We start from the raw sequence: 23,556 nt of genomic DNA on the forward strand, positions 1-23,556 counted from the left end.
GGCCTACGCCTGCAGGGCCGCGGCGATGGGCAGGGTACCGTCGTGGAACTCAATGGTCCGGCCGGCCGTCTCCGGCAGGTCCAGCACTGCCGCGGCCACGCTTGCCGTGTTGCTGCGGGAGGTTTCACGGTTGCCTTCGCGCGCGGCCTCCACCTCGATCAGCCCGGTCCCCGGCTGGTCCGTCAGCGCGCCCGGACCCAGGATGGTCCATGCCAGCCCAGTACCGCGCAGGTACTCGTCCGCGGCCGCCTTGGCCTCGGCGTAGGCGAAGAAGCTGTTCCCGGCCGGCACCCCATGGTCCGGACCGGCACCGAGGTAGGACACCATGACATAACGTCCGACGCCGGCCTCCGCCGCCGCGTCCATTGACCGGATCGCGGCATCGCGGTCCACCGCATACGTCCGCTCCGGGTTCCCGCCGCCGGCACCGGCCGACCAGACCACGGCGTCGTGTCCCCTGAGCGCCCCGGCGATTGCCGCCGTCGTCGAGTTCTCAACGTCCAGGACCGACGGCGTCGCCCCCGTTGCCGCGACATCGGCGGCGTGGTCCGGGTTGCGGATGATCGAGGTGACGCTGTGGCCTTCCTCGGTGAGCAGGGTGGACAGATGGAGGGCCACTTTGCCGTGGCCGCCGATGATTGCGATGCGGGTCATGTCCCCATTCTGCCCTGCCGGCCGGAAAGCGTCCTCGACGGGCGGAGCAAGCCGTGGTCTCCGCCCGCGGTCAGGGCAGCACGCGGTAGCGGAGGTACACGGTGCCGCTGCCGAAGGTGTGTTCCTCAAGGAGTTCAAGCCGCAGGTTCAGGCCATCGGGAAGGTACTTCTTGCCGCCGCCCACCACGAACGGGGTGACGAAGAGACTGCATTCGTCCACCAGCCCCGCCCGGAAAGCCGCGGCCGCGAGGGTGGGGCCGCCGATGCCGATGCCGATGCCGGTTCCGGCCTTCAGCCCGCGGACCGCTTCCGGATCGAATGTCCGCTCGATCCTGGTGCGGGCGGTGGAGGCGGCGGGGAGCGTCGTGGAGTACACAACCTTGTCGATTCCCTGCCAGATCCGTGCAAAATCCTGCACAACGGCCGGCTCAGCCGCGGTGTCCCACGTTTCCCAGACCGCCATGACCTCGTACATGTTCCGGCCAAAAAGATAGGTGCCCACGTCGCGTTGAAGGTCGTTGACGAAGGCATGGACTTCCTCGTCCGGCGCACTGAAGTCGAACTTGCCTTGCCGGTCCGCGACATACCCGTCCAGAGAAGCGGAGGAATGGTAGAGGAGCTTACCCATGCGCCCCATTGTGCCTCCGCGGGGCTGGGTTGGGTAGGCGTCGGCCCTGGATCCGCCCGGGCGGCCCATCGGTTGGCGAGGTCTCGGCGCCTTGGCGGGGCCTAAGCGCCGAGATGTCGCCCCCCGATCCGGGCGACGCCGCCACATCCGGGCGCGGCGACGAGATCCGGGCGCGGCGACGAGGTCCGGGTGAGACGACCAGAACCGGGAATGCAAAAGGACCCCGGAGGCGGTTGCCTTCGGGGTCCTGCTCTGTAGCGGTGGGGAGGCTCGATCTCCCGACCTCACGATTATGAGTCGTGCGCTCTAACCAACTGAGCTACACCGCCACGAATGAGAAAAACCTGCGCAAGCCGGTCAAAAACCGCCTTGACACAGGCCCTCATCCAGAGCCCCCCACCGGAATCGATCCGGTGACCTCGTTCTTACCAAGAACGCGCTCTACCACTGAGCTAGGGGGGCAACGAGTAAATACTCTACCGGAAGATTTCGCCACCAACAAATCGGCATCGGGGCCGGTCAAGGGCGCCGAAACAAGTTGCATCGGCGCCCTTTTGTGGCCTCAATCCGGCAGTGAAACTAGGGCAGGCGGAGTACCTGTCCGGGGTAGATCAGGTCCGGATTCGGGACGGTGTCCGCGTTGGCTGCGATCAGGGCGTCCAGCCCCACACCGAACTGCACAGCGATGCCACTGAGGGTATCTCCGGCCTCAACCACAACTTCCGAAACCGCCGCCGGCTGGGCCGGAGCGGGCGGTGCCGCAACGGCACCCGCAGCCTGTGCATCGGCAGCCTGCTGCGCGGCTGCAGCGTCTGCAGAGGCCTGGTTGGCTGCTGCCTGGTCGGCCGCGGCCTGGGCTGCCGCCGCCTGGTCCACTGCTGCGCGGTCTGCTGCTGCCTGATCCGCAGCAGCCTGATCGGCCGCGGCCTGCGCTGCCGCCTCGTCCTGGTTTACCTCCGGCGCTACCTCCGCCGGAGCCGGCTGGGTGGTGGTGCCGTTCGTTCCGGCATCCACGCCCGCCCCGGCCTGGGGTGCGTCCTTCGCCTCGTTCTTGTCTCCGAAGCCGAGGTTCTTCTTCAGATCGTCCAGGAATCCCACAGTGATGCCTTTCATTGCGCTTTGCGGCCGTACGGCCCACATCAGGCCGGGTCGATCCGCAGCTACGCCGTCGGTAGCCCCTCGATCGTATGGGGGCAGGCACCCGCTGCCAAGGACCGCACCCGCCGCGGCGGCCCGCCGTCGGGCATTAAACGCCGAGGGGCCGGCTCGAAAGCCGGCCCCTCGGGACGAAACGTGTCAGGCTAGCTGACGGTTACCACTTTCCCTTGCGGTTGAAACCGCCCTGTCCGCCTTCGGTGCGGGGCTTGCGTGAGCCGTCCCCGTGGCCGCCGAAGCGGGAGTCGCTGGCCTGGCCGCGGTTTGCACCGCTGTCGGCGCCTACGGAGCGCTCTGAACGGTCGCTGTAGGAGCGGCCACCGCGGTCAGCGGAGCTGCGCTCGCCGTCGGACTTGCGGAATTCCTTCTTGAACCCGCCGTTGCCCTTGAAGTTGCCGCCACGGTCTCCGCCGGAGTAACCGCCGCGGTCCCCTCCACGGTTGCCCTGGTAGCCTCCGCGCTCGCCTCCGCCGGACGGCTTGCGGCCGTTATCCAGTTCGAGGTTGATCAGCTCGCCGCCGATCCGGGTGCGGGACAGGGCGCGCAGCTGCTCGGGGCTCAGGTCCGCCGGGAGTTCCACGAGGGAGTGGTCCGAGCGGATGTCGATGCCGCCGATCTGGGCCGAGGAGATGCCGCCTTCGTTGGCAATGGCGCCAACGATGGAACCCGGCATAACGCGCTGGCGGCGTCCGACGGCGATCCGGTAGGTGGCGTTGCCCTCGGTGAGCGTACGGGTGGGGCCGCGTGAGCCGAAGCCGTCCTTGGACCGTTCGCGCTTCTGGAACTCAGGAGCTGCAGGCAGTTCCTTGACCAGCAGCGGCTGTCCGCCCTGTGCCATGACGGCCAGCGCAGCAGCGATCTCCGACGCCGGGACGTTGTGCTCTTCCTCGTAGGAGGAGATGAGGTCGCGGAACGCGGCAACGTCCTCGGACTCGAGGGTCTCCGTGATGCGCTCGGCGAACTTGCCCAGGCGCAGCGTGTTGACCGTCTCGGCGGTGGGCAGGTGCATCTGCTCCACCGGCTGGCGGGTTGCCTTCTCGATCGAACGCAGCAGGTACTTCTCCCGCGGGGTCATGAACAGCACTGCGTCACCACTGCGGCCTGCACGGCCGGTGCGGCCGATGCGGTGCACGTAGGACTCGGTGTCGTGGGGGATGTCGTAGTTGATCACGTGGCTGATGCGCTCGACGTCAAGGCCGCGGGCTGCGACGTCGGTGGCCACCAGGATGTCGATGCGGCCTTCCTTGAGCGCCTCAACGGTCCGCTCGCGCTGCTGCTGCGGGATGTCGCCGTTGATGGCGGCAGCCTGGAAGCCCCGCGCCTTCAGCTTGTCAGCCAGGTCCTCGGTAGCCATTTTGGTGCGCACGAAGGCGATGACGCCGTCGAACTCTTCAACCTCGAGGATGCGGGTCAGCGCGTCCAGCTTGTGCGGGCCCATGACCTGCAGGTACCGCTGGCGGGTGTTGGCGCCGGTGGTGGTCTTGGACTTGACCGAGATCTCGGCCGGGTTGTTCAGGTACTGCTTGGACATGCGGCGGATCTGGCTCGGCATGGTGGCCGAGAACAGGGCAACCTGGCGGTCCGACGGGGTCTGCTGGAAGATCTGCTCCACGTCTTCGGCGAAGCCCATGCGCAGCATTTCGTCGGCCTCATCCAGTACCAGGTACTGGAGTTCGGACAGGTCCAGGGAACCCTTGGAGATGTGGTCGATCACACGGCCGGGGGTACCGACAACAACCTGGGCACCGCGGCGCAGGCCCGCGAGCTGGGGGCCGTAAGCGGAGCCGCCGTAAACGGGGAGGACCGTGAAGTCATCGATGTGCTTGGCGTAGGAGGTGAAGGCCTCGGCAACCTGGAGCGCGAGTTCGCGGGTGGGTGCAAGGACCAGGGCCTGGGTCTTGCGGGAGGGGCCGTTGAGGTCGTGGAGCTCGGCCAGGCGGGACAGCGCCGGTACTGCGAATGCTGCAGTCTTACCGGTACCCGTCTGGGCGAGGCCCACGACGTCGCGGCCTTCAAGCAGCAACGGGATGGTTGCGGCCTGGATGGGGGAAGGCTTTTCGTAGCCGACGTCCTGCAGTGCTGCGAGGACGCGGCCGTCAATGCCGAGATCGGCGAAGCGGATGCCGTCAGCTTCGGTGCCGGCCTCGCCGCTGGTGGGGTCGGCTACGGGGGCTTCTTCGGCGCGGGGGGCTTCGCTGCGTGATTCTTCAGCCTGGGGAGCTTCGGCCACAACGGCCTCGGCTTCTACGGCTTCTGCCTGCGGTGCTTCGATCGGTGCTTCGATGAAGACTGCAGCGGGTGCGGTCTCGACGTCGTTCACGGTGTTTTCAGTGTTGACGGAGTCGTTTTGATTTTCGGGCATAGGGAAATTTCCTCATCCATAGGGGGCCAGGCGGCACTACCCGAGGTGAGCGGAGCCGCAGTACATGTGCCGTGGGTGCCGGGCAATCATTGACCGGCCGGTCACATAGAAGTCCGGCGCTTTCGCAATCCCGTGGCAGGACTTCCCGCTGCATCTCTTGGCTGCTATCCCAGCAGTCTGTACAGCGTTTTCTTTAGCCGGCTCTCCCTATGAAAATGCCCGCATCGCATTAGCGGGCCCCAACACTTGCCAGTCCTGCCTCAAAAATTGGGCAGGAATAAGGGATTTCCGGAGTGGGGGATATTTCAAGTGTAAGGTACGGATCCCCCTTACAGGTAATTGAAGGTACGACGGCGGCGGTGACGTTGCGCACACGGCGTCCGGTGACCGGCCGGAGCAGCCGGATCCGGCCGGCGGTTACCCGGCCGACTGCCGCAGCAGCGCCTCGAACTTCTGGTTGAATTCGGGCTGCTGGAGGCGGATCTCGCCGTCGGCCTCGGCATCCCGCAACGCTTCCATGGAATCAGTGTCCGGATCGCTGAACCATTTGCCGACGGTGACGCCGTGCCTCGGGACGTACAGCCGGTGGATATGGTCGCCGGCCTGGATGGTGCCGGTCCGGATCACCCGCAGGTAGGCTCCCACCCGTCCAACCTCGGTAAACCGCTTGACGAACCGGGGCTCCTTCATCCGACGCTGGAAGGTGGCGCAAGGCGTGCGCGGCGAGGTGACCTCGACTTCCACCTCCAGCCCGATCTTCCAGCGTTCACCGATCACCGCCCCAGTGGTTTCGATGCCGGACACCCGAAGGTTCTCGCCAAAAAACCCCGGAGGAAGGTCCCGCTGCAGCTCTTCGGCCCAGTAGTCGGCGTCCTCCTGGGAGTACGCGTAGAGGGCCTGGTCCTCCCCGCCGTGATGGACCCGGTTCGCCTGGATGTCGCCGCGGAGCCCCAGTTTGTGGACCTTGACCGGGCCCTCAACGGGCCGCTTGTCGATGGCCGTGACGCCCACGTTTGAGTCGTCCGGAAGCAGTTGGTGGACGCGGCAGACGGCAAGTACGGATGCGGTTTCCATGGCTCCAGTGTAGGTTCCCACAGGCAGGTTCAGGCCGTGATGCCGCGTGGGAAGTTCTCCCCCGGTTTCTGCTCGCAGCAGCCCGGGGCAGCGGCTAGGCTGATTTCAGGATTGAGCTTTCCTGGCGCAGGGTTGCGCCCACATTTGAGCATGGACTACCAAGGGGGAAGTCATGGACCCGGACAAGGGCCAGGTCAACGGCCAGGGCAACGGTCCGGACAAGGACCAAGGCAAAAGCCCCGACCCGGAGGGCGCCAAGGGCGCGCCGAAGCCGCCGCCGTGGCAGGTGCCCAAGCCTGAACTTCGCCCTGAACTCCTGAATGAGCCAACCCCGATGGTGGACCCCTTTGCGAAGGACCGCGAGCGCCAGGTCCATGAGGCGGCTGCGCGGAAGAAGCGCTCCCAGCGGCGGACTGTGGTGGTGGGCCTGGGCGTCACGGCGCTCCTGGCCGGCACCATCACTGCCATCGTGGCCAGCAACGAGGATGAGCCCGAGTACGCGCAGGTGTGTTTCAACGACGAGACCGGCGAGCGCGTGGAGGACACCCAGTGCAACAGTTCGGCCGGTCGCGGCGGCGGGTTGTTTGCGTGGTACTTCTACTCCCGCGGTGCCAGCGTGCCCGCGGTGGGCCAGAACCGTTCCTCATACCCGAGCTACACCAGCACCATTCCCAGCGGAGCCAAAGCGTCCACGGGGTACAGCACCAAGGGCGGAACGGTCAGCCGGGGCGGCTTCGGCAGCAGCTCCAAGGGCGGAAGCACGGGGGGCTAGGCGTGAAGCGGTTGTTATCGGAGCCCAGGCCTGACTGGAAGCAGAAGATCGAAGAGCAGGGCCTGGTCTTCTCCACCACCACCATGCCCGACGGCCGGAAGATCGAGTACTGGAACGAGTCCGCGTACTACCTATTCACCATGGACGAGGTGGAAACGCTCGAGGTCACAGCCGAGGACATGCACAAGATGTGCCTGGAGGCGGCCCGCTTCCTGGCCACCGGCGCCATGGGAAACATCGGCATCGGCCCGCAGGCTTTGGAACTGGCGGCCGAATCGCTGCAGGCGGGTGACATGGACGTGTACGGCCGGTTCGACTTCATCTACGACGGCCAGGGCGGCCCGGCCAAGATGCTGGAGTACAACGCCGACACCCCCACCGGCCTGATCGAGGCCGCCGTGGCGCAGTGGTTCTGGCTGCAGGACGTCTTCCCTGAAAAGGACCAGTGGAACGGCATCCACGAAGCCCTGATCCGGCAGTGGAAGAAGCTGCAGTACCGGACCGGCATGAGCACGCTCCACATCGCCCACTCCGAGGCCGAGGAGTCCGGTGAGGACTGGATGACTGCCGCCTACATGCGCGATGTCGCGAGCCAGGCGGGCTGGACCACCATCGGCATCAACATGTCCGACATCGGCTGGGACCCCAACCTGAACCGGTTCGTGGACCTGGACAACTTCATGATCAGCACCATGTTCAAGCTGTATCCCTGGGAACTGATGATGAAGGAGCCGTTCGGTCACCGGCTGCTGCAGCGCGCGCACAATCCGCGCTGGGTGGAGCCGGCCTGGAAGATGCTGCTCTCGAACAAGGCGCTGCTCGCCGCACTGTGGCACCTCTACCCGGACCACCCCAACCTGCTTCCCGCCTACCTCAACGAGCCCGGGCCACTGAGGGAATGGGTGGCCAAGCCGCTGCACGGGCGCGAGGGCGACAACATCAGGATCCACGCCGCCGGCATCAGCCTCGAACAGCCGGGCGGCTACGGGCGCGAAGGCTGGTGCTACCAGCAGTACCACCCGCTCCCGGACTTTGACGGCAACCATCCGGTCCTCGGCCTGTGGGTGGTGGACGGAGAGTCCGTGGGCTGCGGGATCAGGGAATCCGATGGCCCCATCACCGATTACTTCTGCCGTTTTGTGCCCAACACCATTGACGCCCCCGCTCCGCTTTCGGTGCAGGCCCACTCCAGCAAAGCAGGTATCGCACTATGAGCACTGAGACGACGACGGCGGGCGGCGGTCCCGGAGGACCGTCCGGGGGTGCCGTCCCGGCCAAGGGCCTCCGCGCCGGAATCCTGGACCTCGGCGACTCGGTCATGCTGGGGCTCGCCTCCACGGCGCCCGTGTATTCGCTGGCAGCCACGCTGGGCCTGATCGTGGCCGTGAACGGAAACTACACTCCCCTCATCCTGGTCCTGGGCTTCATCCCGGTCCTGTTCATCGCCTACGCCTTCCGTGAGCTGAACAGTGCCATGCCGGACTGCGGAACCACCTTCACGTGGTCACGCCGCGCGTTTGGCCCGTGGGCAGGCTGGCTGGGCGGCTGGGGCGTGGCCCTGGCCGGAATCGTGGTGCTGGCCAACCTGGCGCAGGTGGCCGGACAGTACCTGTGGCTCCTGATCGGCGACGGTTCCCTGGCCGCCGACAAAGTGGTGGTTACGGCCACCGGGGTGCTGTTTATCGTCTTCATGACCCTGGTGAACTACCGCGGCATCAGGCTGGGCGAGCATGTCCAGCGGGTCCTGACCTACGTGCAGTATGTTTCGTTGGGCATCTTCGCCATTGCGCTGATTGCCAGGATCGCCGGCGGTGCCCCTGAGGGCCAGGCCTTCGACGTCGAGTGGTTCAATCCGGCCGGCGCATTTGCCGATCCGGGTGCTGTGGTGCACGGTGCCCTGCTCGCACTTTTCATCTACTGGGGTTGGGACACCTGCCTCGCGGTGAACGAGGAAACCGAGAATCCGTCCAAGACTCCGGGCCGCGGCGCCGTCATCTCGGCGTTTGTCCTGGTGGCCATTTATGTGTCGGTGTCCCTGCTGGTCATGATGTACGCCACCGTCGGCTCGGAGGGGATCGGGCTGGGCAACGAAGCGAACCAGGATGATGTCTTCCTGGCCATGAAGGACGTGGTCCTGGGCCCGTGGGGCTGGCTGATCATCGTGGCAGTGCTTGCGTCCGTGCTTTCGTCCACCCAGACCACCATCCTTCCCACGGCCCGCGGCACACTGTCCATGGGTGTGTACGGGGCACTGCCACCGAAGTTCGGTGAAGTCCATCCGCGCAACCAGACGCCAGGATTCTCCACCCAGGTGATGGGCGCCGCAGCCGTCGTGTACTACGTGGCCATGAGCTTCCTCAGCGAGAATCTGCTCTCCGATTCCATCAGCGCCATCAGCCTGTTCATTGCGTTCTACTATGCACTCACCGGGTTCTCCTGCGTCCGGTATTTCCGCGGCACTCTCCGGAGTTCAGCGCGCAATCTCTGGTTCCGCGGCATCCTGCCGCTGGCCGGCGCCCTGCTCCTGACGGCGGCGTTCTTTATCTCCGCCGTCCAGATGTGGGACCCGGCCTACGGTGACACCCAGATCTTCGGCATCGGCGGGGCATTCGTCAGCGGCGTGGTGCTGCTGGCCCTTGGCGTGGTGCTGGCAGTTGTCTGCCGGTTCCTTCCCTCGACGCGGGAGTACTTCACCGGCAGGCCGGGCGTCACGGCCGGCCCGTAGGATGCTCCCATGAGCTACGACGCCGACGCACCCCTGGGACCGGACCCCTCCGACGTCCTGGCCCTGGACTCCCTCCTGACTCCGGAAGAGCTCGAAGTCCGCCAGAAGGTCCGCGACTTCACGGACCAGCGGATCAAACCCGGCATTGCGCGCTGGTACGACGACGCCGTCTTCCCTCTGGAGCTTGCGCCCGAGCTGGGCGAACTCGGCGTCCTGGGCATGCATCTCGAGGGGTACGGCTGTCCAGGCCGCACCGCCGTCGAATACGGTCTTGCCGCGATGGAACTTGAGGCCGGCGACTCCGGGATCCGGACCTTCGTCTCGGTGCAGGGTTCCCTGGCCATGACGGCCATCCACAAGTGGGGTTCCGAGGACCAGAAGCAGGAGTGGCTCCCCCGGATGGCCGCCGGCGAGGTGATCGGGTGCTTCGCCCTGACCGAACCCACCGCCGGATCGGACCCGTCCTCCATGACCACGGTTGCCCGCCGGGACGGGACCGGGGACGACGCCGGCTGGGTGCTGGACGGTGCCAAGCGCTGGATCGGGCTGGCGTCCGTTGCCGGGGTGATGGTGGTCTGGGCCAGGACCGACGACGGCGTCCGCGGCTTCCTGGTGCCGGCCGGAACGCGCGGGGTCACAGCCACGCCCATCCCGCAGAAGCTCTCGATGCGCGCCTCCATCCAATGCGATGTGGTGTTCGACGGCGTCCGGCTGGGACCGGAGGCGATGCTGCCGGCGGCCCTTGGCTTGCGGGGCCCTTTCACATGCCTGAACGAGGCACGCTACGGGATCGCCTGGGGCGCCATGGGCGCAGCCCGGGATTCCTACGAGGCCGCTCTGAAGTACTCCCTGGACCGGCTGCAGTTCGGAAAGCCGCTGGCCGGGTACCAGCTGACCCAGGAGAAACTGGTCAACATGCTCGTGGAGATCCAAAAGGGAACCCTGCTGGCCATCCACCTGGGCCGGCTCAAGGACGCGGGCAGGCTCAAGCCGGAGCAGATCTCCCTGGCGAAGCTGAACAACGTGCGCGAGGCCATCGCCATCGCCCGGGAAGCGCGTTCGATCCTGGGCGGCAACGGGATCACCCTGGATTACCCGCCGCTGCGGCACGCCGCCAACCTTGAGTCAGTCCGCACGTACGAGGGCACCGACGAAGTCCATACCCTGATCCTCGGGCAGCACATCACCGGCCTCAACGCGTTCCGGTAGCGCGGCTCCGAGGTTAAGGACCTCAGGCCGAGAAGCCGCCGTCGGCCTTGATCAGCTGGCCGGACACCCAGCGGCCCGCCGGTGACAGCAGGAACGCCACGGTGGCGCCGATGTCCGCCGGCGTCCCCAGCCGGCCGCCCGGCTGCCGGGCGGTGAGCTCTTCACGGACCTCGCGGCTCATCCAGCCGGTGTCGATGGGCCCGGGGTTGAGCACGTTCGCCGAAATGCCCAGCGGCCCCAGCTCGCGCGCCGCGGCAATGACAATCCGGTCCAGGGCGCCCTTGGACGCGCCGTACGGAAGGTTGAACGCTGTGTGGTCACTGGTCAGCGCAACAATGGCGCCGCCGTCGTGCGGTGCCTGCCCCGCAAACGCGGCGATCAGCTGCCAGCTGGCCCGCGTGTTCACGGCGAAGTGCCGCTCGAACGCTTCCAGCGTGGTGTCCAGGATCCCGGAGTCCACGGACTCAGCGTGGCTGAGCACCAGGCCGTGAAGCGGACCGGCGAGCACCGTCGCCTCGGCAATAAGCCGCTCCGCTGCTTCCGGGTCCTGCAGATCGGCTGCCAGCGCGTGCACTTGGGCGCCGATGGCTTCCAGTTCGGCGGTAAGGCGCACGACGTCATCCGGCTGGCTCCCCCAAGGCATCCGGGCATCGTAGTCCTGCCAGTAAGTGAGGACCAGGTCCCAGCCTTCCGCCGCAAGCTGGCGGGCGATGCCCGCTCCGATGCCGGCCAGCCTTCCCGCCCCGGTGACCAGTGCGGTGTTGCGGGCCATAACGTCAGGTGGGGTGGATGCCATTGAACCAGCCTAGTGGTGGCCGCGGGGGCGGCGCGGTGGGACACTCAATGGGCGCTGCGGGCAGTCCCCGGAGTCATTCCGGCAGCAGCACCAGTTCCAGATATCCGCGCAGGCACCCGGCCATGTCCACACTTTCGGGGGCGAGCAGCCACTGCGTCTGGATTCCGTCCCAGAGGGCGATCAGCGTTGCGGCGGCAGCTTCAGGCTCCACGCCGGGCCGCAGCCGCCCTTCAGCGGCCAACTGCCTGAACCGCCGCGCGTAGCTGTGCCGGAGCCGGTCAAAACGCTCCGTGAAGTATTCCCGCCCCGGGTGCGCGTCCGTGACCGATTCCGCGCACAACACGGTGTACAGCTCAATGACACCGGGGATTTCCTCGTTGAAACGCGCCTGGCGGATCACGGCGTCCACGAGCTTTTCGTCCGGATCAGGAGGGGTGGTGCCATCCCCGGTAACGGAGTCCCGCCAGTCGAGCACCGCAAGCAGCAGGTCGCTTTTGGACGGGAAGTAATGCAGGAGGCTGGTCTGGCTCATGCCCACGCGGTCGGCGACATCCTGCAGCGAACCCCCGCGGTATCCGTGGGCAGCGAAGACGGCGTGCGCCGCGGCCAGGATGGCCTGCCGGCGTTCCGTCGACTTCGCGTAGGGTCCCCGCCGGCTGGGCTGGCCCGCCGCTTTTGTGGTCATGGCAAGCCAGTGTACAGGCGCCGGCGCCCGTCAGAAATCGAAACTTGAGTAACTACTCGAATTTTGTGCTAGCGTTTCTCCTGACCGGACCCCCCCATGTGCCGGAGGTCACATTTGTGCGGCGCTGGACTTTCACGAGGAGCAGTAAAGAAATGACGGACTTCACGGCAGCCTGGCGCGCCGACGCTTCCTACATCACGGACACGGGTCCCGGCTCGGGACGACGGACTGCCGCCCGGTCGTGGCTGCACAGTGATGCTCCCACCCAGTCCTTGAACGGCAACTGGCGCTTCCGGCTGCTGCCCGGCGCCCCCGGAACCCCGGGCGGCCGCGGCGTACTGCCCGCCGGCGAGTCTGTGGAGGGCATCGCCGAGGAGGCCCTCGATGACTCCTCGTGGGACGAGATTGCCGTGCCGGCCCACTGGGTCCTGGAAGGCGACGGAGGCTACGGGCGTCCCATCTACACCAACGTCCAGTTTCCCTTTCCCGCAGACGCCCCCCACGTCCCCGACGGGAACCCCACCGGCGACTACCGGCGCACCTTCGAACTGCCTGAGTCATGGACGGAGGCCGACCGGATCCTCCTGCGGTTTGACGGCGTCGAATCCCGTTACAAGGTTTGGATCAACGGGGTGCCCATCGGCGTGGGCACCGGAAGCCGGCTCGCCCAGGAATTCGATGTCACCGATTCCGTGCGCCCCGGCGCGAACGTCCTGGCGGTGCGCGTGCACCAGTGGTCGGCGTCGAGCTACGTCGAGGACCAGGACCAGTGGTGGCTGCCGGGTATCTTCCGTGACGTCACGCTCCAGGCACGGCCGGCCCGGGGCATCGACGACGTCTGGCTGCGCACCTCATTCAGCGGCTCCGGTGATTCCGGTGCCGGCGCGATCGACCCTGAAATCACGGCACCTGATGATGCCTTCCCGGTGACGCTTTCGGTGCCGGAGCTGGGTGTGGACGTGACCTGGAACTCTGCGGCGGACGTTGCCCCCATCGGGATAGACGCAGTGGAACCGTGGTCTGCTGAACTGCCGCGGCTGTACGACGCCACGGTGGCCAGCGCCTGCGAGACCATCTCGCTGCGCCTGGGGTTCCGGACGGTGCAGATCATCGGTGACCGTTTCCTGGTGAACGGCCGGCGTGTGGTGTTCCATGGCATGAACCGGCATGAGACCCACCCTGACCGGGGCCGCGTCTTCGACGAGGACTTTGCCCGCGCCGATCTGGCCCTCATGAAGCAGTTCAACGTCAACGCGATCCGCACCAGCCACTACCCGCCGCACCCGCGCCTGCTGGACCTGGCCGACGAAATGGGCTTCTGGGTGGTGCTCGAGTGTGACCTCGAAACACACGGGTTCCATGCCCAGGACTGGGCCGGCAACCCCAGCGGCGATCCGGCATGGCGCGAGGCCTACGTGGACCGCATGGAACGCACCATCGAGCGCGACAAGAACCACCCGTCCATCATCATGTGGTCCCTCGGCAACGAGGCAGGCAAGGGAGCGAACCTCGCAGCAATGGCAGCGTGGGCCCATGCCCGCGACACCGGACGCCCCGTCCACTACGAAGGCGATTACAGCGGCGCCTACACCGACGTCTACTCCCGGATGTACTCCTCCGTACCCGAAACCGAGGCGATCGGCCGGGACGACTCCGGCTCGCTGCTCCTCGGCTGTTCCGCTGCCGAATCGGCCCGCCAGCGGACCAAGCCCTTCATCCTGTGCGAGTACGTCCATGCCATGGGCAACGGCCCCGGCGCGATCGACCAGTACGAGGACCTCGTGGACCGCTACCCCCGGCTGCACGGCGGATTCGTCTGGGAATGGCGCGACCACGGCATCCGCACCCGCACGGCGGACGGAACCGAGTTCTTTGCCTACGGCGGCGACTTCAACGAGGTGGTCCACGACGGCAACTTCGTCATGGACGGCATGGTCCTCTCCGACTCGACTCCGAGCCCGGGACTGTTTGAATACAAGCAGATCGTGGCGCCCCTCCGGCTCAGCTTCGGCACCGAGGCGCCCTCCGGAACGGTTCCCCCGGAAACACGGCACGACGCCGGCCCCCGCCGGTTCATCACGGTCGCCAACCTGCGGCACTCGGCGGATGCATCCGACGTCGTCTTCCGGTGGCGGACCGAGGTGGACGGCGTCCGCAGCGAGTCCGGCGAACTGGCCGTGGCGGGAACCGCCGGCGCTGCGCTCGCCGCCGGTGAATCCGTACGGGTGGCGCTGCCGGCGTTTGCCGCCGCTGGTCACGGCGAGCACTGGCTCACGGTTGAAGCGGTTCTGCGCAAGGACACGGACTGGGCACCGGCCGGGCACGTGATTTCGGCCGCCCAGCTGGATCTTTCCGTCCCCGAACCTGCCGTACAGGCGCCGCGCCCGGTGGCCTCGGTCGGCAGGACAGCATCCCTGCCGGCAGGTACAACCGCTCTCGGGCCCGCGGTCTTCGACGAGGGCCGCCTCGTATCGCTGGGCGGTCTGCCTGCAGCCGGACCCCGCCTCGAACTGTGGCGCGCCCCCACGGACAACGACTTCGGGGCCGGCTTCGGCAGCTACGACCTTGGCGACCCGTGGTTGAACAACGGCAACGGAGTTCCGGCGCCGTCCTCGGCCGACGTCTGGCGCAGGGCAGGCCTGGACCGCCTGACCGCCCGCGTGGAGGAGGTCTCAGCGGAGGCCGGAAGCGTTTTGGTCCGGACGCGGTACGCCGCCGCCGACAAAGCCGGCTCGGTGACTGTTGAGGAGCAGTGGCAGCAGGCGGACGGCGAGCTGTGGCTGCGCCTGGAGATCATTCCGAGCGCTGGCTGGGACATGGTGTTGCCGCGCATCGGCGTCCGGTTCGATTTGCCCGCATCCGTCGACGGCGCCTCCTGGTTCGGTGCCGGGCCCCGGGAATCGTACCCGGACAGCATGCGTGCTGCGCTGGTTGGCCGGTACTCCGCGGCAATCGACGAACTCACTGTGCCGTATGCCAAGCCCCAGGAGAGCGGGCACCGCAGTGCCCTGCGTTCACTTGAGCTGAACAACGCAGGCGCGCCCTGGCTGCGGATCGACGCCGTCGCGGATTCCCGTGGACGCCGGCCCGGCTTCACCCTGGCCCGTCACACGGCACAGGAGGTCAGCTCCGCGGCCCATCCCCACGAGCTGCCGCGAAGCGAGAACAGCTACCTCTACCTCGATGCCGCCCAGCACGGCCTGGGTTCGCGGGCCTGCGGCCCTGATGTCTGGCCGGACTTCGCGCTCCGTCCGGAGGCCCGCACGCTGACGCTGCGCATCGGGGCCGCCAAGTAACACCAAGGGACGGCTGGCTCCGCGCTACGCGACTCCGGCGGGGACAGCCGCCTTGGCGGCCTTGTCCTTGCGGATGGTGGCGCTGATCACGGCGGCAATGGTGCACATGGCGGCGGCACCGAACCAGGCGTAGGTGTACTGGCCGGTGGCATCGCGGATGGCGCCGGCACCCAGGGCAGCTGCGGCAGCACCCAGCTGGTGGGCGGCAAACACCCAGCCGAACACCACGCTGCCGTCAGCGCCGAACGTCTCGCGGCAGATCGCAGCGGTGGGCGGCACGGTGGCCACCCAGTCCAGGCCGTAGATCACCACAAAGACGATCATGCTGGGCTCCACCGTGGCGCTCAGCAGCAACGGCAGGACCAGCAGGCCGATCCCCCGGAACTGGTAGTACACGGCAAGAAGGACCCGCGGGTTGTAGCGGTCGGTCAGCCAGCCTGAGGCGATGGTCCCCACGATGTCGAAGATCCCGACGACGGCGAGCAGCCCGGCGGCAGTGGTCTGCTGCATGCCGTGGTCATGGGCGGAGGGGATGAAATGGGTGCCGATCAGCCCGTTGGTGGTGGCCCCGCAGATTGCGAAACCTGCCACCAGCGCCCAGAACGTCCGCACCTTGCTGGCCCGTTTGAGGACCTGCAGGGCCCGGACAGCCGCGTTGCTGCTCCGCCCGGCGTCCAACGCAGCCGCCTGAACCGGCACAGCCGGCTCCCCCACAGGCGCCGTCTCCCCATAAGGCAGGGCGCCGACGTCGGCCGGTGAGTTCTTGAGGAACTTCAGCACCAGCGGGACCACGGCGAGGGCGCCGGCCGCGATCAGCAGTGAGGCCTCCCGCCAGCCGGGATCCTGGGCCAGCATGGCGATGAACGGCAGGAACACCAGCTGGCCGGCTGCGCTGCCGGCGGTCAGGATGCCGATCACCAGTCCCCGGCTCTTGGAAAACCAGGTGTTGGCGATGGTGGCGGCGAAGACGAGCGCCATGGAGCCTGTCCCGAGCCCGATGAGCAGGCCCCAGGTCAGCAGGATCTGCCAGGACTGGTTGACCAGGACGGTGAGCGCGCTGCCCGCACCGATCAGCACCAGCGCGGTGGCAGTAACGGCACGGATGCCGAAGCGTTCCATGAGGGCCGCGGCGAACGGGGCGGTGAGGCCGAACAGGACCAGGTTGATGCTGACGGCCGCGGAAAGCACCGTGGTGGACCAGCCGAATTCCTGCTGCAGCGGCACCATCAGGACACCGGGCGCGGCGCGGAATCCGGCCGCTCCCACCAGGGCGAGGAACGCCACGGCAGCAACGATCCACGCGGGGTGGATCCTCTTCTTCGGTGCTGCTTGCCTGGTGGGGGCGGGAGAGCTCATGCTGCGGATCCGTTCTGCAGTGCTGGGGTGGCCTGGAGTGCTGCTGTGGCCAACGGAACCGGGGCCGGCGTCCGGGTGAGGCTGTGCCAGCTGGTGTTGGCCGCGGTCAGGCGCTGGCCGCATTCGGTGCAGGTGTCCGCGGAACTGGTGCGCTGGCCGCAGCCGGAGTGGATCACGAACATATGGGCGGTGTCCGACGGCGCGGGGAGATGCTTCTCGGACCAGATCGCGACGGCGTTCAGTACCGGGAGGGTGTCCTCACCGCTGGGCGTGAGGACGTACTCGTGGCGGGTGCGGCCGCCGTCGTCGTACGCTCTTTTGCTGAGCAGCCCCGCCTCCACCAGGCCCGCGAGGCGCTTGGTGAGCACGGAGTCCGCGACCTCGAGCCGGGATTTCATGGCATCGAAGCGGCCGTTGCCGAAGAAGACCTCGCGGAGCACCAGGACGGACCAGGGGTCGCCCAGGATGTCGAGGCCGCGGGCCATGCTGCACGTGCGCTGGGACCAGTCTGAACGAAGAGGCATACCGGAAACCCTAGCTAACTTTCTTTAAGAAAGCCAGGGTTCCCGGCGTGGCTTACTTCAGGAAGGTGAAGGCCTTCTCCAGGTCCGCGATCAGGTCCTCCACGTCCTCGATGCCGCAGGAGAGCCGGAGCAGGTTCACCGGCACCGCCAGTTCCGTGCCCTTGACCGAGGCGTGGGTCATTTCCGACGGGTAGTTCATCAGTGATTCGATGCCGCCGAGTGATTCTGCCAAGGTGAACACAGAGGTGTTTTCGGCCACCGTGCGGGCCGCTGCCTCACCGCCTTTGAACTGGACGGACACCATGCCGCCGAACTTCTTCATCTGCTTCTTGGCCAGCTCGTGGCCCGGGTGGGAAGGCAGGCCCGGGTACAGCACCGCTTCAACCTCGGGGCGCTGCAGCAGCCATTCGGCCACGGCCTGGCCGTTCTCGCTGTGCCGGTCCATGCGCACGCCGAGGGTCTTCAGGCCGCGTGTGGTGAGGAACGCGTCCATGGGTCCGGACACCGCGCCCACGGCGAACTGGACGAAGCCGATCTTCTCGGCCAGCTTGGCGTCATTGACCACCACCGCGCCGCCCACCACATCGGAGTGGCCGCCGATGTACTTGGTGGTGGAGTGAACCACGACGTCGGCACCCAGGGCGAGCGGTGTCTGCAGGTAGGGCGAGGCAAAGGTGTTGTCCACCACCAGGAGGGCCCCGGCGTCGTGCGCGATCCCTGCGAGCGCGGCGATATCGGTGATCTTCATCAGCGGGTTGGAGGGGGTCTCCACCCAGACAAACCGCGTCTTGTTCGCGGCCACGGCGGCGCGGACCGCGTCCAGGTCAGCCATGTCCACGGGCGTGTTCCCGATCCCCCAGTCGCCCAGGATCCGGCTGATGAGGCGGTAGGTCCCGCCGTAGGCGTCGTTGCCGAGCACAATGTGGTCCCCCGGGCGGGTGAGGGCCCGGATCAGGGAGTCCTCCGCCGCGAGCCCGGAGCTGAAGGAGAAAGCCGCGCTGCCGCCCTCGAGGGCTGCGAGCTGTTCCTGCAGCGCATCCCGGGTGGGGTTGCCGCCGCGGCCGTACTCATAGCCGCCGCGCAGGTTGCCGATGCCGTCCTGGGCGTAGGTGGAGCTGAAGTGCAGCGGCGGGACCACGGCCCCGGTGCGGGGTTCGAAGGCCTGGCCGGCGTGGACGGCGCGGGTGTTGAAGCCCTGGTTTTCTGCAGACATGGAGTTCCTTTGCAGTTAGTTGCTGAAGCAGTTAGTTGCTGAGGTAATCAGTTGCTGAGGTACGCGAGAAGGTCGTGGCGGGTCAGGATCCCCACCGGTGCGCCGACGAAAGTCACCATCACGGTGTCCACGTCGGAGAGCAGCTCCCTGGCCGCCGAGATGGTCTCCAGCGAACCGATGACCGGCAGTTTGGGGCCCATGTGCTCGGAGATCTTGTCCGTCAGCTTGGCCTCGCCCCGGAACAGCTTGGAAGTGAGGGTCCGTTCATCAACGGCGCCGAGGACCTCGCCCATCACCACGGGCGGTTCCTGCGAGAGGACCGGAATGTGGCTGACGCCGAACTCGTTCATGATGTTGATGACATCGCGGACGGATTCGTTCGGGTGGATGTGGACCAGGTCCGGCATCTCGCCGGTCTTGGACTTGATGACCTCACCCACGGATGCTTCCTCGCCGCCGGACAGGAAGCCGTAGGAGCGCATCCACTGGTCGTTGAAGATCTTGGCGAGGTAGCCGCGGCCGGAATCCGGGAGGATGACCACCACAACGGCGCTGTCGGGCAGGTCGCGGGCAACCTTCAGCGCAGCCACCACGGCCATGCCGGACGAACCGCCCACCAGCAGCCCCTCCTCGCGGGCCAGCCTGCGGGTCATGGCGAAGGAGTCGGCATCGGTGACAGCCAGGACCTGGTCCGGGACGGCTTTGTCGTAGTTGGCCGGCCACATGTCCTCGCCGACGCCCTCAACGAAGTAGGGGCGTCCCGTTCCGCCGGAGTACACCGAGCCTTCGGGGTCCGCACCGATGATCCTGACCACGCCGCCGTCGGACTCCGGACGGTCCGCGGAAACTTCCTTGAGGTAGCGTCCGGTCCCGGTGATGGTGCCGCCGGTGCCGGCGCCGATCACGCAGTGCGTGACCCGGCCGTCGGTATCCCGCCAGATTTCCGGGCCCGTGGTTTCGTAGTGGCTGCGCGGGGCGGCCGGGTTGGAGAACTGGTCAGGCTTGTAGGCCCCCGGGATTTCCGTCACCAGCCGGTCCGAGACGCTGTAGTAGCTTTGCGGGCTGTCCGGGGCGACGGAGGTTGGTGTCACCACCACTTCGGCACCGTAGGCGGCAAGGACGGCGCGCTTGTCCTCGCCCACCTTGTCCGGGACCACGAAAATGCACTTGTAGCCCTTTTGCTGTGCCACCAGGGCCAGTCCCACGCCGGTGTTGCCGGACGTGGGCTCCACGATGGTTCCGCCGGGAAGCAGCTTGCCGTCGCGTTCGGCATCCTCGATCATCTTGATCGCGATGCGGTCTTTGATGGACCCGCCGGGATTCAGGTACTCCAGCTTGACCAGGACGGTGGCTTTGACGCCGTCGGTCACGTGGTTGAGTTTGATGAGCGGGGTATTGCCGATGAGGTCCAGAACGGACTGGGCGTACTTCATAGGTACAAAGTTACCGTCTCCTCACCGCCGGCCGATTCAAGGCGCAGCCGGCAGGTTCTCCCACAGTCCCATGACGTTTCCCTCGGTGTCCCGGAAGTAGGCAAAGAACCCCATGTCCGGGATGCTGTTCTTGGGCGTCACCACCGAACCTCCCAGCTCCTCGACTGTCTTCAAGGTTGCATCGATGTCCGGCACATCAACGGTGATGATGGGGTTGACCAGGTCGCCCTCCCTGCCCATCAGGCCGCCGTTGATGGCTCCCGGCTCTTTGGGCAGGCTGGTTGCCTCGTCAGTGGGCGTCGTGGTGACCGCGTTGTAGTTCATCTCCGGCATGGGGCTGATCTTCCACCCGAAGGCCTCGCTGTAGAAATTCCTTGCCCGCTCCTGATCGTCCGCGGGGATCTCAAAATGCACCACTGCACCCATTGCGCTCACCTGACAGCTAGAAGGGACGGCGCGGTGGCTTGCCGCGCCACACTGGGGATTTTAGTGCGGCACGCAATGCCCGTTAGGGTCTTTGGTCCCGCCGTCCCGCCGGCTTCCACGCGCCGGTGTCAGCCCCGCGTGGGATCATGGTTCAGTGACCATCGCAGAGCTCCCCGCCGGCCTGGCCGCCGCGGCGGACGCCTCCCTGCGGTGGTATCCGGACGGTCCGCACAGCCTGAACCAGACCCTCGGTGTCCTGCTCAGGGGCACCGGTGATCCTTCGTTTTCGTCCCGCCCGGACGGGTTCTGGACCGCTTTTACGACGGCGGACGGTCCGGTCACGCTGCGCCTGACCTTAACTGCGGGCGGGGGCGCCGCTGCTGGCGGCAGCGCGGTTTCCGGCGGGGCGGCGGCCGGCGGGGCGGCGGCCGGCGGGTTTATGCGGGAAGCCCATGTGGATGCCCAGGCCTGGGGTCCCGGCGCTGAGGCCGGCATCGCAGGCGTGCCCCGGCTGTTGGGCTCCGCGGACGACTGGTCGGCCTTTGACGAGCCGGCCTTCCATGCCACCCTCCCGCGGATGGTCCGGGAGGCCCGGCGCCGGAACCTTGCGGTCCGGCTCCCCTCCACCGGCCGGATGATCGATTGCCTGGTGCCCACCATCCTGGAGCAGAAGGTCACCGTCATCGAAGCCCGCCGCGGCTACCGGTACCTGATGTACCGCTTCGGCTCCCGCGCGCCGGCTGCCGGAACCGCCGCGCCGGAAGGACTCCTCGTCCAGCCCACCCCCGCCCAGTGGCTCCGTATTCCCTCCTGGGAGTGGCACCAGGCCGGTGTGGGCCCCCAGCGTTCGGCGACCGTCATGCGCGCGCTGCGCTCCGCCGTCGCGCTTGAACGGCTGGCAGCACTGACGTCCGCCGAGGCCGCAGCGAAGATGCAGGTCATTCCCGGCATCGGCGTGTGGACGGCGGCGGAGGTGGTGCAGCGGACGCACGGGTGCCCGGACTCCATCGCGGTAGGCGATTACCACCTGGCGGCGTACGTGGGGGCCGCACTGACGGGCCGGCGTACCGATGACGCCGGAATGCTGGCCCTGCTGGAACCGTGGAAGGGGCACCGCCAGCGCGTGGTCAGGATGATCGGCCTGAGCGGCTTCCGCAAACCCACGTTCGGTCCGCGGATCACCATCCAGGATCACCGCCGGCACTGACGTATTTTCCGTGGACTCATGCGGCCGATGGGTATAGCGTGGCGCCATGGAGCCCGGACCAGAGCCCCGGAACTGGCGAAATCTCTGGAGTCAGCCATGATCCACACTGACAAACTGACCAGGACCTTTGTGGTCAAGAAGGAAACCGTCGAGGCGGTCAAGGGCGTCAACATCGACGTTGCGCCGGGCGAGCTTGTGGCATTCCTTGGCCCGAACGGCGCCGGCAAGTCCACCACCCTCCGGATGCTGACCACCCTGCTCAGGCCCACCTCCGGCACAGCCACGGTGGCCGGGGCGGATGTGTTGACGGACCCGGCCGGCGTGCGCGCCAGGATCGGGTACATCGGCCAGGGCAACGGCGGCGGCCACAGCTTCCGGGTCATTGACGAACTGGTCATGCAGGGGCGGTTTTACGGCATGAACAGCGCCGATGCCGCCGCCCGGGCCCAGGAGCTGCTGAAATCCCTGGACCTCACCGACCTCGCCAAGCGCACCGTCGTCAAACTCTCCGGCGGCCAGCGGCGCCGGATGGACGTTGCGCTGGGACTGATGCACTCCCCCGGGCTGCTGTTCCTCGATGAGCCCTCCACCGGCATGGACCCGCAGAACCGCGCCAACCTGTGGGAGCACATCATGAGGATGCGGGCCGAGCACGGCACCACCATCGTGCTGACCACGCACTATATGGACGAGGCCGATCTGATGTCCGAACGGGTGATCGTGATCGACCACGGCGAAATCATCGCCGACGACACGGCTGCCCGGCTGAAGGCAAACCTCGCGGGTGACCTGCTGGCTGTCGAGGTAGCGGCGGAAGCGGCCAACGGCGTCCGCGGACTGTTGGGCCGTGCCGCCGCGGGCGGCGAAGTGAACGAAAACGTGTACGACGGCGTGGTCCGCTTCCGGCTCCGGCTCACCGAAGGCGCACGGCTGGCTCCTGCGCTGCTGAAGGAGATGAACGACGCCGGCGCTCCCGCCCAGTCGCTGGAGCTGAAGCCACCAACGCTGGACGACGTCTTCCTTGAACTGACCGGCCGCAACCTGCGGGAAGGAGCAGACCGCTGATGACTGTTTTGAGTACGGCAGAGGATCTGGCGAAACCCGGCCTCGGCCAGGTTCTCCGGGACACCAAATACGTGTTCTGGCGGGAGATGCTGCTGCCGCTCCGGGACCCGTTCTCGCTGGTCTTTTCGCTCCTGCAGCCGCTCGTGTTCCTGGGGCTCTTCGGGCCTTTACTCGGCGCGGCTGTGGGCGCCCCGGCGTTCGGCGGCCAGTCCACTCTCCAGTGGTTCCTCCCCGGGGTGGTGGTGATGATCGCCCTGTTCGGCACGTCCATGACCGGCTCCAACCTGCAGTATGAGCTCATGACCGGCTCGTACGAACGGATCCTGGCTACGCCGTTGTCCCGGTCCTCGCTGATGATCGGGCGGGCCCTGAAGGAGTGGGCACCCCTGGTGGTGCAGGGATTGGTCATCGCCCTGGTCTGCATCCCGTTCGGCTTCGTTTTCTATCCTTTGCACGTGCTGGCCGGCCTGGTGATTCTGGGGATTTTCGGCATCGGGCTGGGGGCGCTCTCCTACGCCCTCGCCCTGGTGTCACAGAACAAGGAATGGATCTTCTGGGGTGTCCAGCAGACCCTGCTCTTCCCGCTGATGATCCTCTCCGGGATCATGCTTCCTATCGAGGCCGGTCCGGACTGGATGAAGACTGCCAGCCTGTTCAATCCCCTGACGTACCTCGTGAACGCGGAGCGGGAGCTGTTCGCCGGCAGCGTCGGGACCGACACCCTGCTGGGCCTTCTGGCAGCGTCGGTGACAGCCGCCGTCGGCCTGGTGGTAGGGGTGCGGGCGATCAACCGCAACATCCGCTAGCCCCACCTTTTAAGGCAACGCGGGGTCACTCCACGCCCGATAAACCTCGGCAGAATCATACGGTCGTTGCAACATCTGATTTCTGGAGGTTGCCATGCCGAGTGGTTTTCGGGCGCCCGATGCGCTGAAGGATGAGTTCTTTTCGCTTCTGCGGCAGGGGGTGTCGGTGA

General features: G+C 67.0%; 20 protein-coding genes and 2 tRNA genes. 8 read left to right on the forward strand and 14 right to left on the reverse strand.

The genetic code is table 11. From position 1 onward, the window contains the following. Positions 1–3: 3 nt before the first annotated feature. The 7 genes from ACS5PJ_RS10270 to ACS5PJ_RS10300 form a co-directional block, all read right to left on the reverse strand. Positions 4–654, reverse strand: coding sequence for an SDR family oxidoreductase (locus ACS5PJ_RS10270; RefSeq protein WP_439434769.1), 651 nt, complete (start codon positions 652–654; stop codon positions 4–6). Positions 655–724: 70 nt separating this feature from the next. After that, positions 725–1,282, reverse strand: coding sequence for a dihydrofolate reductase family protein (locus ACS5PJ_RS10275; protein ID WP_439434770.1), 558 nt, complete (start codon positions 1,280–1,282; stop codon positions 725–727). Between the two features lie 255 nt (positions 1,283–1,537). Then, positions 1,538–1,611, reverse strand: a tRNA-Met gene (locus ACS5PJ_RS10280). Between the two features lie 61 nt (positions 1,612–1,672). After that, positions 1,673–1,744, reverse strand: a tRNA-Thr gene (locus ACS5PJ_RS10285). 117 nt (positions 1,745–1,861) lie between these two features. Further along, on the reverse strand, positions 1,862–2,395 hold the full coding sequence (locus ACS5PJ_RS10290; RefSeq protein ID WP_439434771.1) for a LysM peptidoglycan-binding domain-containing protein: 534 nt from the start codon (positions 2,393–2,395) through the stop codon (positions 1,862–1,864). Between the two features lie 199 nt (positions 2,396–2,594). Then, the gene (locus tag ACS5PJ_RS10295; protein ID WP_439434772.1) at positions 2,595–4,799 is read right to left on the reverse strand and encodes a DEAD/DEAH box helicase; all 2,205 of its coding nucleotides are present in this window, start codon (positions 4,797–4,799) and stop codon (positions 2,595–2,597) included. Between the two features lie 417 nt (positions 4,800–5,216). Further along, on the reverse strand, positions 5,217–5,873 hold the full coding sequence (locus tag ACS5PJ_RS10300; protein WP_439434773.1) for an MOSC domain-containing protein: 657 nt from the start codon (positions 5,871–5,873) through the stop codon (positions 5,217–5,219). Between the two features lie 172 nt (positions 5,874–6,045). Here ACS5PJ_RS10300 and ACS5PJ_RS10305 point away from each other — a divergent pair, with 172 nt between their 5' ends. From ACS5PJ_RS10305 to ACS5PJ_RS10320, 4 genes are read left to right on the forward strand one after another with little or no spacing between them, the layout of a single operon-like run. Then, positions 6,046–6,645: a Tat pathway signal protein gene (locus ACS5PJ_RS10305; RefSeq protein WP_439434774.1), complete on the forward strand. Its 600-nt coding sequence runs from the start codon at positions 6,046–6,048 to the stop codon at positions 6,643–6,645. Positions 6,646–6,647: 2 nt separating this feature from the next. After that, positions 6,648–7,859 carry a glutathionylspermidine synthase family protein gene (locus ACS5PJ_RS10310; RefSeq protein WP_439434775.1) on the forward strand — a complete coding sequence of 404 codons (1,212 nt, stop codon included), beginning with the start codon at positions 6,648–6,650 and terminating at the stop codon, positions 7,857–7,859. Further along, entirely contained in the window at positions 7,856–9,370 is a 1,515-nt protein-coding gene (locus ACS5PJ_RS10315) for an APC family permease (protein ID WP_439434776.1), read from the forward strand. Before ACS5PJ_RS10310 ends, ACS5PJ_RS10315 begins: the two co-directional genes overlap by 4 nt. 9 nt (positions 9,371–9,379) lie before the next feature. After that, complete coding sequence (locus ACS5PJ_RS10320; RefSeq protein ID WP_439434777.1) at positions 9,380–10,579, forward strand: acyl-CoA dehydrogenase family protein; 1,200 nt, start codon at positions 9,380–9,382, stop codon at positions 10,577–10,579. Between the two features lie 22 nt (positions 10,580–10,601). Here the strand turns inward: ACS5PJ_RS10320 and ACS5PJ_RS10325 are convergent, their stop codons facing one another. Both ACS5PJ_RS10325 and ACS5PJ_RS10330 read right to left on the reverse strand, forming a co-directional pair. Then, the gene (locus ACS5PJ_RS10325; protein WP_439434778.1) at positions 10,602–11,375 is read right to left on the reverse strand and encodes an SDR family oxidoreductase; all 774 of its coding nucleotides are present in this window, start codon (positions 11,373–11,375) and stop codon (positions 10,602–10,604) included. A 73-nt stretch (positions 11,376–11,448) separates the two neighbouring features. Further along, positions 11,449–12,060 carry a TetR/AcrR family transcriptional regulator gene (locus ACS5PJ_RS10330; protein ID WP_439434779.1) on the reverse strand — a complete coding sequence of 204 codons (612 nt, stop codon included), beginning with the start codon at positions 12,058–12,060 and terminating at the stop codon, positions 11,449–11,451. A 152-nt stretch (positions 12,061–12,212) separates the two neighbouring features. Between ACS5PJ_RS10330 and ACS5PJ_RS10335 the strand changes: the two genes are divergently transcribed. Further along, complete coding sequence (locus ACS5PJ_RS10335; RefSeq protein WP_439434780.1) at positions 12,213–15,356, forward strand: glycoside hydrolase family 2 TIM barrel-domain containing protein; 3,144 nt, start codon at positions 12,213–12,215, stop codon at positions 15,354–15,356. Between the two features lie 24 nt (positions 15,357–15,380). Here ACS5PJ_RS10335 and ACS5PJ_RS10340 read toward each other — a convergent pair whose 3' ends face one another. From ACS5PJ_RS10340 to ACS5PJ_RS10360, 5 genes are read right to left on the reverse strand one after another with little or no spacing between them, the layout of a single operon-like run. Continuing rightward, positions 15,381–16,712: an MFS transporter gene (locus ACS5PJ_RS10340; RefSeq protein ID WP_439434781.1), complete on the reverse strand. Its 1,332-nt coding sequence runs from the start codon at positions 16,710–16,712 to the stop codon at positions 15,381–15,383. Beyond that, complete coding sequence (locus tag ACS5PJ_RS10345; RefSeq protein WP_439434782.1) at positions 16,709–17,236, reverse strand: winged helix-turn-helix transcriptional regulator; 528 nt, start codon at positions 17,234–17,236, stop codon at positions 16,709–16,711. Before ACS5PJ_RS10345 ends, ACS5PJ_RS10340 begins: the two co-directional genes overlap by 4 nt. Before the next feature lie 52 nt (positions 17,237–17,288). Next, positions 17,289–18,449, reverse strand: coding sequence for a cystathionine gamma-synthase (locus ACS5PJ_RS10350; RefSeq protein ID WP_439434783.1), 1,161 nt, complete (start codon positions 18,447–18,449; stop codon positions 17,289–17,291). 47 nt (positions 18,450–18,496) lie between these two features. After that, entirely contained in the window at positions 18,497–19,882 is a 1,386-nt protein-coding gene (locus ACS5PJ_RS10355) for a cystathionine beta-synthase (RefSeq protein ID WP_439434784.1), read from the reverse strand. A 36-nt stretch (positions 19,883–19,918) separates the two neighbouring features. Next, on the reverse strand, positions 19,919–20,308 hold the full coding sequence (locus ACS5PJ_RS10360; RefSeq protein ID WP_439434785.1) for a VOC family protein: 390 nt from the start codon (positions 20,306–20,308) through the stop codon (positions 19,919–19,921). 154 nt (positions 20,309–20,462) lie between these two features. Here ACS5PJ_RS10360 and ACS5PJ_RS10365 point away from each other — a divergent pair, with 154 nt between their 5' ends. The 3 genes from ACS5PJ_RS10365 (at position 20,463) to ACS5PJ_RS10375 (ending at position 23,386) form a co-directional block, all read left to right on the forward strand. Further along, positions 20,463–21,515, forward strand: coding sequence for a DNA-3-methyladenine glycosylase family protein (locus ACS5PJ_RS10365; RefSeq protein WP_439434786.1), 1,053 nt, complete (start codon positions 20,463–20,465; stop codon positions 21,513–21,515). Between the two features lie 96 nt (positions 21,516–21,611). Continuing rightward, positions 21,612–22,580, forward strand: a complete 969-nt coding sequence (locus tag ACS5PJ_RS10370; protein WP_439434787.1) for an ATP-binding cassette domain-containing protein — start codon at positions 21,612–21,614, stop codon at positions 22,578–22,580. Then, complete coding sequence (locus ACS5PJ_RS10375; protein ID WP_439434788.1) at positions 22,580–23,386, forward strand: ABC transporter permease; 807 nt, start codon at positions 22,580–22,582, stop codon at positions 23,384–23,386. Before ACS5PJ_RS10370 ends, ACS5PJ_RS10375 begins: the two co-directional genes overlap by 1 nt. The last annotated feature ends 170 nt before the right edge of the window (positions 23,387–23,556 follow it).

The sequence above is a fragment of the Pseudarthrobacter cremeus genome, from assembly GCF_051857465.1.
Classification (GTDB): Bacteria; Actinomycetota; Actinomycetes; order Actinomycetales; family Micrococcaceae; genus Arthrobacter.

Bases quoted from the DNA above. Each gene is read 5' to 3' on its own strand.
- ACS5PJ_RS10350 (WP_439434783.1), bottom strand. From the start codon at position 18,449: ATGTCTGCAGAAAACCAGGGCTTCAACACCCGCGCCGTCCACGCCGGC.
- ACS5PJ_RS10270 (WP_439434769.1), bottom strand. From the start codon at position 654: ATGACCCGCATCGCAATCATCGGCGGCCACGGCAAAGTGGCCCTCCAT.
- ACS5PJ_RS10325 (WP_439434778.1), bottom strand. From the start codon at position 11,375: ATGGCATCCACCCCACCTGACGTTATGGCCCGCAACACCGCACTGGTC.
- ACS5PJ_RS10345 (WP_439434782.1), bottom strand. From the start codon at position 17,236: ATGCCTCTTCGTTCAGACTGGTCCCAGCGCACGTGCAGCATGGCCCGC.
- ACS5PJ_RS10300 (WP_439434773.1), bottom strand. From the start codon at position 5,873: ATGGAAACCGCATCCGTACTTGCCGTCTGCCGCGTCCACCAACTGCTT.
- ACS5PJ_RS10355 (WP_439434784.1), bottom strand. From the start codon at position 19,882: ATGAAGTACGCCCAGTCCGTTCTGGACCTCATCGGCAATACCCCGCTC.
- ACS5PJ_RS10320 (WP_439434777.1), top strand. From the start codon at position 9,380: ATGAGCTACGACGCCGACGCACCCCTGGGACCGGACCCCTCCGACGTC.
- ACS5PJ_RS10375 (WP_439434788.1), top strand. From the start codon at position 22,580: ATGACTGTTTTGAGTACGGCAGAGGATCTGGCGAAACCCGGCCTCGGC.
- ACS5PJ_RS10335 (WP_439434780.1), top strand. From the start codon at position 12,213: ATGACGGACTTCACGGCAGCCTGGCGCGCCGACGCTTCCTACATCACG.
- ACS5PJ_RS10295 (WP_439434772.1), bottom strand. From the start codon at position 4,799: ATGCCCGAAAATCAAAACGACTCCGTCAACACTGAAAACACCGTGAAC.
- ACS5PJ_RS10370 (WP_439434787.1), top strand. From the start codon at position 21,612: ATGATCCACACTGACAAACTGACCAGGACCTTTGTGGTCAAGAAGGAA.
- ACS5PJ_RS10340 (WP_439434781.1), bottom strand. From the start codon at position 16,712: ATGAGCTCTCCCGCCCCCACCAGGCAAGCAGCACCGAAGAAGAGGATC.
- ACS5PJ_RS10330 (WP_439434779.1), bottom strand. From the start codon at position 12,060: ATGACCACAAAAGCGGCGGGCCAGCCCAGCCGGCGGGGACCCTACGCG.
- ACS5PJ_RS10305 (WP_439434774.1), top strand. From the start codon at position 6,046: ATGGACCCGGACAAGGGCCAGGTCAACGGCCAGGGCAACGGTCCGGAC.
- ACS5PJ_RS10290 (WP_439434771.1), bottom strand. From the start codon at position 2,395: ATGAAAGGCATCACTGTGGGATTCCTGGACGATCTGAAGAAGAACCTC.
- ACS5PJ_RS10315 (WP_439434776.1), top strand. From the start codon at position 7,856: ATGAGCACTGAGACGACGACGGCGGGCGGCGGTCCCGGAGGACCGTCC.
- ACS5PJ_RS10275 (WP_439434770.1), bottom strand. From the start codon at position 1,282: ATGGGTAAGCTCCTCTACCATTCCTCCGCTTCTCTGGACGGGTATGTC.
- ACS5PJ_RS10360 (WP_439434785.1), bottom strand. From the start codon at position 20,308: ATGGGTGCAGTGGTGCATTTTGAGATCCCCGCGGACGATCAGGAGCGG.